Source organism: Sphingobacterium sp. NPDC055431, assembly GCF_053644255.1.
In genome coordinates this window covers 219,177-235,000 of sequence record NZ_JBSHLH010000003.1, presented here as the reverse complement: position 1 = coordinate 235,000, position 15,824 = coordinate 219,177, and the positions used below count along the sequence as shown (strand labels likewise).

Annotated in this window: 11 protein-coding genes; 3 read left to right on the top strand and 8 right to left on the bottom strand. The window is 39.8% G+C overall.

The genetic code is table 11. The annotated features are described in order from the left end of the window. The first annotated feature begins 226 nt into the window (after positions 1-226). Positions 227-601, top strand: a complete 375-nt coding sequence (locus ACWIB3_RS05565; protein WP_454291115.1) for a hypothetical protein — start codon at positions 227-229, stop codon at positions 599-601. A gap of 136 nt (positions 602-737) precedes the next feature. Here the strand turns inward: ACWIB3_RS05565 and ACWIB3_RS05560 are convergent, their stop codons facing one another. Further along, a complete protein-coding gene (locus tag ACWIB3_RS05560; RefSeq protein WP_454291114.1) occupies positions 738-2,228 on the bottom strand; it encodes a sulfatase in 1,491 nt (496 codons plus the stop codon). A gap of 187 nt (positions 2,229-2,415) precedes the next feature. Between ACWIB3_RS05560 and ACWIB3_RS05555 the strand changes: the two genes are divergently transcribed. Together ACWIB3_RS05555 and ACWIB3_RS05550 are read left to right on the top strand one after the other, a co-directional pair. Next, on the top strand, positions 2,416-3,258 hold the full coding sequence (locus ACWIB3_RS05555) for a hypothetical protein (protein ID WP_454291113.1): 843 nt from the start codon (positions 2,416-2,418) through the stop codon (positions 3,256-3,258). Positions 3,259-3,267: 9 nt separating this feature from the next. Next, complete coding sequence (locus tag ACWIB3_RS05550) at positions 3,268-4,185, top strand: hypothetical protein (protein WP_454291112.1); 918 nt, start codon at positions 3,268-3,270, stop codon at positions 4,183-4,185. A 72-nt stretch (positions 4,186-4,257) separates the two neighbouring features. On the opposite strand, the gene ACWIB3_RS05545 is transcribed toward ACWIB3_RS05550, so the two are convergent. The 7 genes from ACWIB3_RS05545 to ACWIB3_RS05515 form a co-directional block, all read right to left on the bottom strand. After that, positions 4,258-5,178 (bottom strand): glycoside hydrolase family 43 protein, encoded by a 921-nt coding sequence (locus ACWIB3_RS05545; protein ID WP_454291111.1) that lies wholly within the window; start codon positions 5,176-5,178, stop codon positions 4,258-4,260. Between the two features lie 597 nt (positions 5,179-5,775). Further along, complete coding sequence (locus tag ACWIB3_RS05540) at positions 5,776-6,096, bottom strand: TFIIB-type zinc ribbon-containing protein (RefSeq protein ID WP_454291110.1); 321 nt, start codon at positions 6,094-6,096, stop codon at positions 5,776-5,778. Positions 6,097-6,283: 187 nt separating this feature from the next. After that, entirely contained in the window at positions 6,284-7,894 is a 1,611-nt protein-coding gene (locus ACWIB3_RS05535; RefSeq protein WP_454291109.1) for a RagB/SusD family nutrient uptake outer membrane protein, read from the bottom strand. 49 nt (positions 7,895-7,943) lie between these two features. Next, positions 7,944-10,892, bottom strand: a complete 2,949-nt coding sequence (locus tag ACWIB3_RS05530; protein WP_454291108.1) for a SusC/RagA family TonB-linked outer membrane protein — start codon at positions 10,890-10,892, stop codon at positions 7,944-7,946. Between the two features lie 294 nt (positions 10,893-11,186). Continuing rightward, positions 11,187-12,131: an ornithine cyclodeaminase family protein gene (locus ACWIB3_RS05525; RefSeq protein WP_454291107.1), complete on the bottom strand. Its 945-nt coding sequence runs from the start codon at positions 12,129-12,131 to the stop codon at positions 11,187-11,189. 36 nt (positions 12,132-12,167) lie between these two features. Next, complete coding sequence (locus tag ACWIB3_RS05520; protein ID WP_454291106.1) at positions 12,168-14,402, bottom strand: prolyl oligopeptidase family serine peptidase; 2,235 nt, start codon at positions 14,400-14,402, stop codon at positions 12,168-12,170. Beyond that, on the bottom strand, positions 14,399-15,814 hold the full coding sequence (locus ACWIB3_RS05515; protein ID WP_454291105.1) for an APC family permease: 1,416 nt from the start codon (positions 15,812-15,814) through the stop codon (positions 14,399-14,401). Before ACWIB3_RS05515 ends, ACWIB3_RS05520 begins: the two co-directional genes overlap by 4 nt. Between the last annotated feature and the right edge of the window lie 10 nt (positions 15,815-15,824).

Here is a 15,824-nt window from a genome sequence, read left to right as displayed (position 1 = left end):
TTAGACCCATATTTATTTCCCAGAAAAATCTCCTTTTGCGACATACTGCCCTTCCAGGGCAGTATTATTTTAGAAATGGTATTGAACTATAAAGGGTTAATGCAAAAACGATGTTCGATTAATCGAACATCGTTTTTGCGCGACCTCCAGGCTAACGTGCCATGTCTGCTAAAATAATGGAACCCCAAAAGGGGTTATTCGCTTTACAATCTGATTTTCTATAAAGATGTCATCTCAAGGAGGGGTCGGAAAATTAACAAACATTTATCCTTCCGAAGGAAGTCCTTTAGCATCCGGCTCATTTCCAGTGGCGGAAAAATGGATAAAATGCCGATGCCTGTGTGATGGGATTGGCCTTGGAATGCTTTCAGAAGATCATCCCATCAAAAGGGATGATCTTCTGAAAGATATTCCCGACAACAAGGCATTCTATCCATGTGTGGGAGCCCGTGCGAAAAGCCACCTTAAATGGGCCGAAGCCTTTTGGTTACTTTTGGGCTTCAAAAGTAACAAAGTATCTGTACGTAAATGTCCCATAACCAGCTATCATCGTCCATCGAAGATGGATGACCTGTTCGCCAATACATATCAATTTGTATAGTTCCGAGATCCTTCCTGCGTCAGGATGACGATGGAAAAGATAGCTTTTTTACGTCCTATTGCCCTAAAAGGGCAGAATTATTTTGTGTTATACAAAAACGGAGTTCGATTTATCGAACTCCGTTTTTGCTTCATCATTACCCCTTCTTTTTAGGCATAGGAGCCTTATTTTTTTCTAGGGTAGCCTTGAGCTCAGCCTTTAATTCTTCTGCGATCTTATTCATTCCATTTTGCTGGATAATATTATGCTGTTCGCCTAGGTCCTGCTCAAGGTCAAACAATTCATAGCTATCATTCCTTAGAGACCAAACCAGCTTATATTTTCCTTTTCGGATTGCCGAACGATAATTAAATCCATCGCCATCTGATTTTGTCCATTTATTGGGAATATGGAAAATCAAGGCACGGTCAGCTCGGGTTGTAGACGGATTTTTTAGAAGGGCTAAATTACTGATACCATCAACTTGCTGTACGGTCTGTACTTTCTTGAGCTGAGCCATCTCTAATACGGTTGGAAAGAGATCCTCTACAATTACTGGAACTCCAGTACGCTTATTTTTTGCATCCTTGTTTAAGCCTTTTATGATTAAAGGAACCCGTATTCCGCCTTCGTAAATAGATCCCTTGCCAGAGCGCAAAGGCTTGTTATGGGTATGTGCAATTCCATCTCGAGGAGGAACAGTGCTTAAGCCACCGTTATCTGAAATAAAGATAATGTAGGTATTGTCCTTGATTTTACGCTGTTCTAAAAAGTCCAACACATCGCCAAGGCTTTTGTCCATGCTCTCAATCATGGAAGCATATTTGGCTTCGTTCTGGGATAAGCCTTGATCTAAGTATTTCTGAAAATAACGACGGTCTTCCATTAAAGGGTCATGCAGAGCATAGTGACAGAGATTGAGAAAAAATGGAGTTTTATGCTGGATCGGATAATCCAAACTCTTGAGCGCTTCGCGGGTTAAGGCTTCTGTCAGGTTGATATCCTCGCCAAAATACTCTTGCAAATTCTCTATTCCATGGTAATCCTTGCCGGTGCGTCCAAAATTTTCTTCGCCCCAATAACTGGCAGGTCTACCGGTAGATGTTCCTGCGATATTGACCGTAAAACCTAAGGAATATGGGTTAGAACCAGGCGTTCCAGCTGATCCCCAATGGGCCTTTCCCGCTTGTATAGTGAAATAACCGTTGTCCTTTAAGATCTGTGGCAATGCATCAGCATAGATCGTGTTGGAGATATTAGGAATGGGGCTCATTCCATTATGGTTCCATTCAGGCTCTTCCATTTGTTCATCTTGGTTGCCTGTTGGTTTATCTTTAAAAGGAGACGTCCAATTGGTGACGTGATGTCGACTGGCATTCATTCCGGTAATCAGACTAACTCTAGTTGGTGTGCAGACAGGCGTACTGTAAGCATCGGTGAATGCTAGCCCTTCCTTGGCTAGCCGTACCATATTTGGCGTATGATAACTTTTATTAAATTCGGTTGCCTGATCGGCAAAAGGATATGATGTGTCCTGCCAGCCCATATCATCGACCATAAAGATGATAATATTAGGTTTTTGCTGTGCATATGCTGAGCTAAAAGCAATTAATAAGAATAGAATGGGCAGTATCTTTTTACTAAACATGTTTTCGGTAGATCGATTATTTATTTGATTTTGAATTTAGATTAGTGAGAAGATAAGGATTATTAAAAGATTTTGCCAAAATAATATGCAATCGACCATCGTTTTGCATCATTTAATTATGAAAGCACTGACCATTATTTTCTTTAATCTCCTGACAAGTGTATGCTTTTCACAAAGCCATTCCTTCATGGAAAACTTGGAGCGTGAATTAAATCCAATTGTCCATCAGGTTCTTGAAAAAGATAGGAAGCATATGCTGATCATTAAGCTGGACAGTTTAAATCAAGTTCAATTCTACCAAAATTATGATAGAAATTTAGTAGACAGCCAACAGGTAAAATTAATTATGCAATCCAAAAAAGATTCATTAGCCAAAAACAAATTATATGAATTATATTTCTTTAGGGATTCTATCAGTGAAAGAACATTTTCAAATTATATGATCGAGGAGGCAGGTATTTTTGTAGTCGAAGATATTCCAGCCAGCTATCCTAGGGGCATTAATGCCTTTCTAAACGTTTTGCATACTGAGATATCGGCTAATCTGGACAAGGATCAAATTGATTATTACGATTGGAACAAAGCTATTTCTTTTATGGTTGACAAAAGTGGCAAGTTGAAATTTATAGAGGATAATAATCTTATTGACCTTGTTGATAGTACTAAAATCAAGAAATGGCAACCTGCTATTAAATACGGCCGTCCTGTTCCACAATATTTCACATCTGAACCGATAAATAAAGTGAAGTTCCTTTTTGAGAATCAATATAGAATTGAGCTTTATAGTTATGATGTTTTGTACCCTTCCTTTAAAGGTTATCCTATAATAATAAGTGATGCTTTGATAGCAGAAGGAAATTTTCAAACCATTGTTTCCTTTGTAAATGCAAAGGGATTATTTGAACCTCACTTAATTAAAGGAACTACAAAAAATGCTACCGAACTAATAAATTTCATAAAATCTAATGGGATGGAACATCCCAGTTTTCTCTCCCACTTTCCTGGTCGTGTTTATGTCTATTACAAATAATATTGCTTTATGAGGATACAAATTTTAATGATTGTCTTTATGCTTGGCATGAGCCAGGTTTTTTCGCAGGATCAGCAAGCAGCTGAAAGATTACAAGCAAAGTTTGAAAAATTGATATCAAAAGGCATAAAACCTGACAGTACCGCTTCTATTGTAATTTTTACGGATTCCAATAAATCATACGAAGTCTCCGTTTCGCAAAATGTTCACAGCTATCAACTAGGGATCATTGCGGGTATTGATTCTATAAAATCTGACCTTGAAAAAAACTATTTATACTCCTATCATTTTTACAAGGATTCAATAAGAAATAAGGTTTATGTCAAATATGGCTTTGAACAATTATATGTGTTTGGAGAATATAACGCTCTAGCCAGTTATCCAGGTGGAATTAATGAATTTAAAAAAATAATTTTTGCTATGATGGAGGAAAACATGGATAGCAGCATATTAGACCAGTACGACTGGGGGCAAAAAATCCAGTTCAAGATAACATCATCTGGAGAAATGATTTTTATGAACAAGAATAATCTTGCCGATTTGATAGACCTTAAAAAATTAAGAAAATGGCATCCCACTATAGAATCGGGTTATCTTGTAACTGAATATTTTGAAACCGATACATTATTTAAAGAAGATTTCTTAAACACAAAAGCCTTTGATTTTGAGGTTAACAGAATCGATTATTTTTCCATTGACCCCCAGAATCAAGAGGTCAAGGCTAGCAAAGAAAAACCTAATTTGTCTGAACATAAAATTGTTCTTTCCTACATTTTCTTATACGATGAATTTTTGGATCCCATCATACTAAAAGGAGAACCCAAGGCAAGCCAAGAATTAATAGATTTTTTGGCACTGAAAGATTATTATTTTGATTATAAGCTTTATAGTGAATATCCAGTTACAGTTTATATTTATCAAGAATAAAGAGTTTATTGAGTCTGAAACATTAAAAGCTGCCTAGCTAAAGATTTTTATTATTGTTTTTGCTGTTTCCCTCTATTTCAGCTTGGGGCGCAGGACTTTTCCTGTAATCTGCATCACCGGTAACTTATCCTTACTAAAATCAACTGTTGCGATGTACATCGCTCGTGGATGAATCTTTTCTTTGGAATGATGGGCATGGAACACAATTCGTAATTTCCCTTCTTTATCCCGGAACATCGCACTATGCCCTACTCCTACTAAGTCTTCAGGCATCTGGAAGATGGGATTTTTATCATACTTTGTCCACGGTCCTTCGACAGATTTGGAAGTAGCAAAACCAATTCCGTAATGTTGACTTTCATAACTATTGGCAGAATAGGTCATGTAATATAGTCCTTTATGTTGAATTACGAATGAGCCTTCATTAACACGCGGCCAAACGGTCTCCCAGTCTTGGGAAACATGGATACAGGGTTTCATACTATTGGTATCAATGGTCAATAGGTCATCTTGGAGCTTGGAGACCCAAATGTTCAAGCCATCGTTGAAGCGATCGAAATATAAATAGGGTTTGCCATCGGAATCGATAAAAAGGGAATTGTCAATTGCTTTTTCATTTGGCAGCATGGGAGCCTTTTTCTCTTGGACAAAGGGTCCCAAAGGAGAATTGGAACTTGCGACACAGATATGCTCATTGGCAGAGTAATACATGAAGAATTTCTTCTTTTCCTTAATGTAATATACTTCTGGCGCCCAGAACCATTTACCGCCCCAGGAATCCTCAGATTTGAGGGCGAGATTAGACTCTTGGGACCATTCCTGGAGATCATTTGAGGTATAGACTTGAATGCCATTCGCAGCATTGGTGCCGTAGGCATAATAAGTTCCATGATAAAGCATAATGAATGGGTCTCCCAAAGGCACTAACTTTTCTTGGGCTTGGGAACCAATAGCCATAAGAAGAATAAAAACTAGGAAGTAAATTCTTTTCATATTGGTAGGTATAGGTGTTTTTGCAAGTTTAAGTTACAAAATAAAATCTAATACAATCTAACAGGCCATATAATCATAATTTAATCGAAAATCAACAATAGAAAGAAAAACCGGTATCCATAATCGGTAATAAATGTAAAATTGATATGTATTTACGGGAAACCGTAATGTAAAATTCAATTTAATATCTACATTCGCCCTATCACACTAACATCATGGAAACCACAGACTTTAACGTTTGGCTAAACCAAAATGTTAAACTATCTAACATTAACCAGGTTTGGACCTTGTATCATGCTGTAAGAACTGAAAGCAATGAGTTTTATTCCTTCTCTATAATGCGGGATGAGGAAAGATTATTGGTTAAATGCTCGAAGAGCCAAAATACGCTGATAATTGAAAATGACGAATTGAAACACAGGTTCTTGCATACGCTAGAGTATCCTTTTTTGTATCAAGGGGGAATCGATACAGCTAAGGAACTGAGCAGAGATTTAGCCTAATTATTAGGCTAACAGGGTATTATTTATATAAAAAGGCAGTCGTAATGTCTATTCAAAACGACTGCCTTAAAGATCTTTTTTTTCCAATCAACCCTTAATCAAAGTCAAAAAAATCAGATAAGAAGGATTTCTTCTTCCGCGGATATTTCTGGTTTTGGCCACGATAATCCCGATGGTCTCGATGGTCTCTTTCATATCTATCGTCACGGTATTCTTCGCGCTGGTCCTGCTGATAGGAATTTTGACGATCATAGTCTCTCGGATCCCTTGCTTGCGTTTGGTTGGAGGCATATTCCATTAGCTTATCCAACTCGCCTTTATCCAACCACACGCCCCGACAATTAGGACAATAATCTATCTCGACTTGATGGCGTTCTGTCATCAATAATATTTCATTACAATTTGGACATTTCATAGTTTTTATTTTCGATGTTCTCATAAAATAGAAAATAATGGTGGTTTTTAAGGGCAAAGGACCGGTTTTTTGACATTTTTTAACAGGAAATGAATTCGTGCTAAGGAAATGGATAAACAGATGACCAGAATCAATAAAAAACCCATCTCAATGGAATGAGATGGGCCGAACTTATATTTAACTTTAACTAATAACCAGGATTTTGCTTAAGATTTGGGTTCTTGGTAATCTCTGCATTTGGTATTGGGAAAAGGGTTCTTGACTGTGCATTCGTATGTGGTTTATGGTTAAACCATGATTTAGACTGAAACACCCCGAAGCGGATAATATCTTGTCTCCTTCTTGCCTCAGCAGCGAATTCCCAGCCCAGCTCATCTAGAAATCTTCCATACTTTACATCTGCTCCCCCATTTGCTCCAGAAACCGTATTGTTCTTTTCTTGCCAGCCATAATTGTAATTACTGCCCAATAACAATTGGGCACCGGTAACCTGGGCTTTAGCAGGATTATCCTTAAAGGACCTAGCTCGAACTTGGCTCACTAAAACTGCGGCTTCGTTGGCTTTATTGGTCCTAAGCAAAGCTTCTGCCTTCATCATCAAGACATCGGCATAGCGAAACATCGGATAATCATTATCCAAATTATTGGTAGCACCCTGTTTAATCGCATATTTTCCGATCCTAAAACCTGCATTTGAAGCCGCTACTGTTCCATCTCCTCCAATTCCAGGTACTTGTTTCACATAGTTGATTACTTCAGCTCCGGTGCTGGCATTCAATTGAGGTCCTTGGATCCAAGTGTCATACAAGCGAGTATCATCCTTGTCATAAGAATCGATAAACTGTGGCACGGCACAGTTCCCGCCCCATGGCCCTGCAGCCATGCCATAAACTAGCCTGCTCAATGGATCTAAGGTTTTCATGTGGATTTGATTCCCGAACCCATAGACTTCATCATAAGGCACAGAAAATATTATTTCAGGAGAGTTTTGGTTAGTATGGGAGAATACATTCTTGTAATCATCGTCCAGCCTATATTCATTGCTCGCGATAATATCATTGGTCTCTTTGATGACCTTTTCCCATTGCGCTACTCCGATATAAACCTCTGCATTCAGATAGATCTTGGCCAGTAAGGTCTTTGCTGCCCAAACATTGATTCGGCCATACATCGAACTTACCTCTTCAGAAAGCATAGGAATGACTTCTTCCAGTTCCTTGATCACAAAATCATACAATTCCTTTCTCGTCTTTTGTTGAGGTAGGCTATCATCTCGATAATCAGTGACAATTGGCACATTTCCGTGATTGTCCAACAAAAGATAGTAGGCTAATGCACGAGTGGCCCGCAATTCTGCAATGGCATCTTTTCCAGTTTCTTCTGGTAATGCCAATAGGCCATCTTCAATCTGCATAATCACCATATTTACTTTGGTAATGGTTGCGTAGGCTTGATTCCAAGTATTATAAGGTTGCCATTGTTCGGTGGTCCACATGTGTTGGTGCATCCTTCTGTAAGTTCCACCATCATCCCATCCGTTTGGTCGGACTGGAGTGATGATATGGTCGGCACTTTCCTCCTGAAGGTCGAAATAACCCTGCCAGCCAAACATCAAGGACCTGAAGGAACTATAGGTTGGTGCCACAATAAAGGGCAGATCTCTTTCCTTGGGATCCACAGTGCTACCCAAAACCTCAGAGTACACTTCCTCATTCAAATCGGTACAGGCATTGAACGTCATAGTCGAACCGAATAAACCGCTGAGGAGCAATATGTTTTTTAATTTTAAATTCTTCATTTTGATTTAGTTTAATTGATACAAACTCTGAATGTGATTTGTGATATTCTTAGAATTTAACATTCAATCCGATGGTATAGGTCCGCGTAGTTGGATATCGGTCCCTGTGCTCAATTCCCGGTGCAAACTGAAATTCTCCTTCATAACTTGTAGCCTCAGGATCTAAACCTTTGTATTTGGTAAATGTGACTAGATTCAAACCGGAAACATAGATCCGAAGGTTACTGATACCTTTGATCAATTGTGGTCTGAAGGTATAGCCCAAGGTTAAATTATCAAGTTTGAAATAATCTGCATCTTCGATGTAATGCGAAACATATACTAAATCATTGTTCAATAATTTACCATCGATTGGGTCGTATGCGGTTTTCAAAACATTGTATGCTTTGTTGACTGGATTTTCATAATACATTCTAGGCATATTAAGGATCTGATGTCCGAATGCACCCCTCCAGTTTATGGTTAGATCAATGTTTTTGTATTGGAAATTGTTGTTCCATCCTAAATTGAAATCTGGGATTCCGTTTCCGTAGTATTGCCTATCTTCCACACTTGCATCTTGGATTGGAATGATTTCCCCATTTTGGGATTCCACCAACCATTTCCCATCGTCATCTAAGCCTACAGTTTTCCATACATAGAAATCACCTATGCTCCGCCCTACTTCTACACGGTGTGTAAAGGTTTGAATGGGTTCGCCGGTATAGCCAGCATCAAAAAACTCTTGGGTTACTCCAAATCTGTCATTGGATAGGTTGATCAATTTATTTTTATTGGTAGAAAAGACAACGCCCGTTTTCCATTTCACCCCTCCTTCTTTGTTCAACACATCAGCATTTACCAAAGCCTCGAATCCACTGTTGCTCATTTCGCCAGCATTGATAAACATGGTCGAAGTCAAATACGGAGGCACAGGTACTTCAAACCAGTACAATAGGTCTTTTACCCTTCTGTTGTAATAATCCAAGGAACCGTAAATCCGGTTGTTCGCTAAACTGTAGTCTAAGCCGACATTGAATTCATTTTTCCTTTCCCATCTCAAGTCTGGGTTGAAGTTACGGGCAGGCACGAATCCAGGAACCCATTCCCCGTTGATATAGGCTCCTTGATCGAAGGTATAATTATAGCTGATCTGGGAGTTGTATGGTGAACCTGCAATGGTTCCGGTCACCCCATATCCAGCTCTCAGTTTTAGTTGGTTTATAGCAGGTTGATCCAGCAAGAAATCTTCTTTTGCGATGTCCCATCCTATGGAAACTGCTGGAAAATTACCCCATTTGTTGTTTTCTCCAAATGTGCTGGATCCTTCTCTCCTCAAACTCAACATAGCCATGTATTTCTCTTTGTAGTTATAGGTCAACCTTCCAAAAAAGCCAACTAAAGTTGATTCTTGTTTATAGCTATCCATGGTCGCCAAACCTTCTTTTAATGCCATACCAGATTCCAAGGAATTATAGCTGTATTGATCTGTTGGGAAATTATAATTATAGGCACTGAAGTTTTCGAAAGTATTACGTTGCCAACTGTACCCACCCAGAACTGCGAAGTGATGGTCTCCAAAAGATTTGTTGAAATTTCCGGTCAATTCCATTAGATTTTCCACACCCGCTTGGGTAAATCGGCTAGCAGTACCATTCAGGTTATTTTTAGTGGTATTAACATGATCAAATGATGTTGATGTACCGGTTAAATCATTATCCTGAACCCTAGAGAACATGGCTTTGAAGCTCAAAGATTCAATAGGCCGGTAATCCAAGGATCCATTCATTCTCGTTTCTCTGAATATTCGGTCATTGACCGTTTCGTTGATCATCCCCAATGGATTGTCGTACATATAAGCGTTGTTCTCTTGCCATTTGCCTTCATCGTTGTAGATCTTGTCTGTTGGGTTTCTAATTAATGCTTGCCTCCACATATATGCAGAACTTCCGCCTTGCAAAGCTTTGATGCTGTTGCTGATAATCTGGATTCTGCTCCTTAGTTTTCCGTCAAACATTTCGTGGTTTAAATCGGCTCTAGCATTTAATCGCTGTTGACCACTTTTCAACAATACACCGTTCCAATCGCGAAAATTTACGGTTCCTGTGAAATTGGTTCTAGCATTGCCTCCAAATAGGGAAAGGTTGTGATTATGGGAGAAAGGGTTTTGAGTCACTTCATCTACCCAATTGGTACTGTGCCCCAAATCAGTGTAATTTTGTCCTTCTCCGATCAACCTTCTATAATCATCGGCATTCATCAGTTCGGGAACCCTAAATAAGGTTTGAAGTGATGCATAATTGTTATATTCGATGGTCGTTCTGCCATCGGTGGAACGGTTTTGTTTCGTCGTAATAAAAATAACACCTCCCGTAGCTCGCGTACCATAAATAGCTGCCGCAGAGCCATCTTTCATGACATCCACCGACTCAATATCTTCCGGGGCAACCGAATTCAAGTCGCCTGGTACCCCATCTATAATAACAAGAGGATTTACCGCACCTTGGATAGAGTTCAAACCTCTTAAGTTGATTTGGGTAGAGCCGTTGGGATCACCGCTCGGAGTCGTAATTCTCAAACCTGCAACTTTACCTTGGATCAATTGACCTGCATCCTTTACAGCTCCTTGGTTAAAGCTTTCAGATTTGACACTGGCCACCGAACCGGTCGTCTCCCCTTTTCTTTGGGTACCATATCCTACCACGACAATCTGTTCAAGGTTTTCCTCAGATTCTATCAACACGATTCTCAAAGTGGTTTGATTTGTCAAGGTGACTTGCTGTGTGGCAAATCCTAAGGAATTAATTGTTAACTCCGTTCCTGGAACATATTCGAAAGAAAATGAACCATTTTCATCGGTCATGAACTTTTGGTTGGAGTTGCTTAGAGAAATTGTCACTCCCGATAATTTCTCCCCTGTCGTATTGACTACTTCCCCGTTTAACTGGATTTTATTTTGAGCAAATAAAACCTGTATACAGGAAAATAGGATGACGAGCATAATATTTGGTTTCTTCATAATGGTTAAATGTTATTTAGACAATTATTCCGAAGATAATAAGGAATGCTCTTCAACATGAGGCATATTTTAGCAAGTGTTTATCAATTTTTAACCCTAATTAGAATTATTAATAATTAATCAACATTAACCTACCAATCAGTCAATTAGATAATCAACATATCATTGACCAAATGAAATAATCCAATCACAAGAGAAATAAAGGGAAAAACTTAGATCGCTCGTAAAATAAAAAGGTCGCTAAAATTTTAGCGACCTTTGAGACTTTATTTTTATTTATTTTATGTGCAATATTTATTCAGCAACAGCTTCATAAACCATTAATGCCGCTGCCAGATCTTCAATGGCTAATCCAGCAGATTTAAACATGGTGATTTCATCATCATCCTTTCTTGCTGATTTATTCGCTTTACATAGTTCAACCAGATCAGCTTTCACCTCAAGAGGATCCAAGATCCCTGAAGCGATTGGAATGGCCAATTCTCCGGTTTCATGGAGAGCACCTTCTCTGGAATCCACATAAATTGAGCTTTTCCGGATGACCTCATCGTCAGCTTCTCTGGTCTTCGGGGTGTGGGAGCCAATTAAATCCAGATGGACGCCAGGTTTTAACCATGCTCCTTTGATAATTGGTTCCTTTGAAAGCGTTGCACTGGAAATAACGTCAGCCTTTTGTATTGCTTCTTGGAGATTGTTTGCCAAGCACACATTTGTAAATCCTTGTTCATTTAAACCATTTACCAAGGACTGAGCTTTAGCAGAATTTCTAGCCCAAACTTCTATGTGCTTGTAATTCCTTACGGCCGAATGGGCTTGGGCCAAATGAGCTGCGACACTACCACTTCCGATAATCAGTAAGTTTTCAACCTCTTCCCTAGCGAGGTATTTAGCTGCCAATGCCGAAGCACAGGCAGTGCGTACGGAAGTTAGTTTGGTAGCATTCATCTGCGCCAAGGGCACACCCGTTTCCGCATTGAACAAGGTATACAAGGCGTGGATAGCAGGTAAATTTTGCTCAGCGTTTTTGGGAGCTACAATAACCTGTTTGCAACCAAGGTATTTGTCCGTCCAAGCTGGCATTAGGATCAATGCATTCTCAGCGGACTCAGGGGTACTGTAAAAATGATGATGTCGAACAGGCATGGTAAAATTGGAAATAAAGGTCTTGTACAATGCCTCCAACATCCTATCATAATTCAGTACTTGATCTATTGTTTCATTATCAATTGTTCTCATCATTTTTTGTTTAATTATTTTATGAACGATTTTAGCTTATCAATACATGTTCCAAGCAGGAGGTTCCACTCCGAGTAGATTCTTCACGAAGAAGTCTCTCCTTTTCTTTTCGCCATAATCACCACCCGAAGAATGCCCCATCCCCGGCACCATGATCAATTCATGTTCCTTGCCATTTTTGATCAACTGGTTGACCAACTGATAGGTGGAAGCAGGATCTACGTTGTCATCGAGTTCACCGACAATCAACATCAATTTACCTTCCAGGCGATGGGCATTTTCAATATTCGAACATTCTGCATACTGCGGACCGATTGGCCAGCCCATCCATTGTTCATTCCACCAGATTTTGTCCATACGGTTATCATGACAGCCGCAGGAAGAAACCGCAACCTTATAGAATTCAGGATGGAACAAAACAGCGCCTGTTGAGGACTGTCCACCAGCTGAGGTGCCATAGATGCCCACCTTATCAATATCCATATACGGATACTTCTGTGCTGCAACTTTCATCCACGCAATCCGATCTGGAAAACCAGCATCCTTCAGATTCTTCCAAGCTACATCATGAAAGGCTTTGGAACGGTTTGAAGTTCCCATTCCATCTATCTGAACCACAATAAACCCTAACTCCGCCAATTCATACATGCCAGACAAGCCAGGAGTAAATGATTTTGGAACAAAGGAGCTATGTGGACCAGCGTAGATGTATTCTATCACAGGATATTTTTTATTAGGATCAAAATTATTAGGTCTGATAATAATTCCCCAGATATCTGTTTTCCCATCTCTACCTACTGACGAAAACACCTCGGGCGCTTTCCAACCGGTGGCAGCCAGTTCAGACAGATCTGCACCTTCTAGCTCTAATTCTACCTTTCCTGTCTTAGCATCTCTCAATACTGCTTTAGGTGCTTGGTCAACCAAGGAGTAGATATCGATAAACTTAGAAAAGTCTTTATTAAAATAACCTTGATGATTGGCAACTTCAGGACTCAGTTCTTTCAACCCATTACCATCCAATCCAATACTGTAATATCGAACTAGATAAGGGTCTTCATTTTTATTCCTCCCACTTGCCTCAAAAATAACATTTCTATCCGCCTCATTGACATTGATCACTTTGCGCACCACCCAATCTCCTTTGCTGATTTGGTTCTTCACTTTGCCTGTCTTTGCATCAATTAAATACATATGGTTCCAGCCATCACGCTCTGAAGTCCACACGATTTCATTGGTCTTTTCTAGGTCTTTTCTGTATTTCTTGCCACTATAGTCAATAAAGGTTTTGCTGGTTTCTGAAATGATCGGTTTTGTTTGACCATTTACAGCATTCAGTTCCAATACGTCATAGCGTTGGTGTCCGCGTTGGTTGTATTCAAAGGTAATAGCATTATTATCTGGTCTCCAACGGATGTTGTACAGCGAAAACTGATTTTCCACTTGCTTAGGATCTACTTCCACAACCTGTGCTGATTCAACATTTACTATGACAGGGTAATATTGCGAAAGGGCATCCCCAGGTTTTGCATAATCTCTATACTGCAATTTTGGTTGCAATTGATCCGTAGGCGATGACTCTAACAAGGTCAACTGTCGAACCTCAGCTTTCCTGACTTTTGAGGTACTCAGCTTTTTCGAATCAGGAGACCAATCGATTCTGGCAGAGTAATAGAGCCCTGGACTTCCATCGAAAGTCATTTGCTTTTCACTCTTTAGATCTGTTTTCTTCCTGACATAGACATTGTTGTTTTTGATATAGGCTAGATAAACCTGATCTGGTGATTCAACAGGATCTCCTTTGCTATCGTCCCATTTTTGCCCCCAGTATCCAGAACTTCTATCGGTGTCATTCAATTCCTTTTGAATAGAAAGTTTATTCTCCACAACATTCCAACGCCAAACTTTTTTCTTTTCCGTGAATTCGATCTCATTGTTGTTGATAGGCTTTAAGCCCACAAACCAACTGTTGTTTAAGGGTACAGTTTCAGAAAGGAGCTTGGACATCTGTTCAGACATAGCTTCAAGATCAATGATCTTTTTGCTCTTTGCTTGTGCATCAACTAAAACCAGGATGCTTTTGTTGTCCTTCTGTTTCAGTTTGTAGACGAAAGACCCTCCATCTTCAGCCCAAGTGATCTGCTGAGGGATATTATAGATCTTTCCAAAATTGTTTCGAACCTCCTTTGCTCTTTTATAATCATCCAAGGTTCCTTGTGCATAGCTGGAAACTTGAAGAATAAACAGCAAAAAAGCAGTAATTCTCAATTTCATAGTGACGATTTTTTAGACTTTACAATAAAATAAATCGGTATGCCCAATAATGTAATAATTATTCCCGGCCAAGTAAACTGTGGTTTGTAAAAGACAAGTAACAAAATAAAGGATATTCCCAGTACAATATAAATTGCGGGGATTATTGGATATCCGAAGGCTTTATAGGGCCTTGGTATATCCGGTCTGTTTTTTCTTAAAATAAAAATCCCGATGATGCATAGCACATAGAAAATCACAACCACACAGGTGATCATATCCAAAAGGTCTCCATACTTTCCAGTTAGACACCAGAGGCAGGCAATAATTCCCTGTAACCATAGCGCATAGCTCGGTACGGCATGTTTGTTAAGCTCTTTTGTTTTTTTGAAGAACAGGCCATCTTTTGCCATGGAATAATAGATTCTGGCACCTGCCATAATCAGTCCATTATTACATCCGAAGGTGCTCACCATAATCATAATGGCAAGGACGGTGATTCCGATTGGGCCAAATATTTCTTGGGCGGCAACCATCGCTACCCTATCCTTAGGGGCACTTGCCATTTCCTCCATTTGGAGGACACCAGTATACATTAGGTTGGTCAAAAGGTAGATTACTGTTACGATAATGGTCCCTAATGCCAAGCTTAAGCCGATATTGCGCTGCGGATTTTTAATCTCGCCAGCCACTGCAGAAGAGGAATGCCAGGAGTCACTGCTGAACAATGCACCCACCAAACCGGCTGAAATAGCCCCTAATCCTGCTAAAAAGGTATAATCGTTTTTGCTTCCATCTATGGCCAAACGGCTGAGGCTCCAAGTATCGGCGCTGTTCCAATTGTGATTCCAGACTTCTAGGTCGAAGGCCGCAAAGCCAAACAATACTGCCAATACCAAACTTAATATCTTGATCAGAGTCAATGTTGTCTGTACCACTTTCCCATTCTGTACCCCTAAGGTATTGATAAAGGTCAGTAGCAAAATAACGGCAATTGCCAGCACCTGTGCCGATGATATATGATAGGTCCCAATGGTTAGCAAATAGACATCCTCGTCCAAACTTGGGAACAAATAGGCGGTAAACTTTGCAAATGCCACGCCTACAGCGGCAATGGTAGCCGTTTGGATAACAGCGAAAAAAGTCCATCCAAAGGTAAAGCTGACCACAGGTCCATAAGCTTCTTTTAGATAAACATATTGCCCTCCAGCTTTTGGAAACATCGAGCTCAACTCCCCATAACTCAATGCTGCTGCCAAAGTCATAAACCCAGATATCGCCCACACGATCATCAGCCATCCTGCAGAACCTGTATTCCTGGCGATATCTGACGAAACTATGAAAATACCGGATCCAATCATACTACCAGCCACCAACATGGTTGCATCCAATAGGCCCAATGACTTCTTAAATTCCTGTTTGTTTTCTTCCATAATTTAGGTC

Coding starts and splice junctions, on each gene's coding strand:
- ACWIB3_RS05565 (WP_454291115.1), top strand. CDS start 227: ATGTCATCTCAAGGAGGGGTCGGAAAATTAACAAACATTTATCCTTCC.
- ACWIB3_RS05560 (WP_454291114.1), bottom strand. CDS start 2,228: ATGTTTAGTAAAAAGATACTGCCCATTCTATTCTTATTAATTGCTTTT.
- ACWIB3_RS05555 (WP_454291113.1), top strand. CDS start 2,416: ATGGAAAACTTGGAGCGTGAATTAAATCCAATTGTCCATCAGGTTCTT.
- ACWIB3_RS05550 (WP_454291112.1), top strand. CDS start 3,268: ATGAGGATACAAATTTTAATGATTGTCTTTATGCTTGGCATGAGCCAG.
- ACWIB3_RS05545 (WP_454291111.1), bottom strand. CDS start 5,178: ATGAAAAGAATTTACTTCCTAGTTTTTATTCTTCTTATGGCTATTGGT.
- ACWIB3_RS05540 (WP_454291110.1), bottom strand. CDS start 6,096: ATGAAATGTCCAAATTGTAATGAAATATTATTGATGACAGAACGCCAT.
- ACWIB3_RS05535 (WP_454291109.1), bottom strand. CDS start 7,894: ATGAAGAATTTAAAATTAAAAAACATATTGCTCCTCAGCGGTTTATTC.
- ACWIB3_RS05530 (WP_454291108.1), bottom strand. CDS start 10,892: ATGAAGAAACCAAATATTATGCTCGTCATCCTATTTTCCTGTATACAG.
- ACWIB3_RS05525 (WP_454291107.1), bottom strand. CDS start 12,131: ATGATGAGAACAATTGATAATGAAACAATAGATCAAGTACTGAATTAT.
- ACWIB3_RS05520 (WP_454291106.1), bottom strand. CDS start 14,402: ATGAAATTGAGAATTACTGCTTTTTTGCTGTTTATTCTTCAAGTTTCC.
- ACWIB3_RS05515 (WP_454291105.1), bottom strand. CDS start 15,814: ATGGAAGAAAACAAACAGGAATTTAAGAAGTCATTGGGCCTATTGGAT.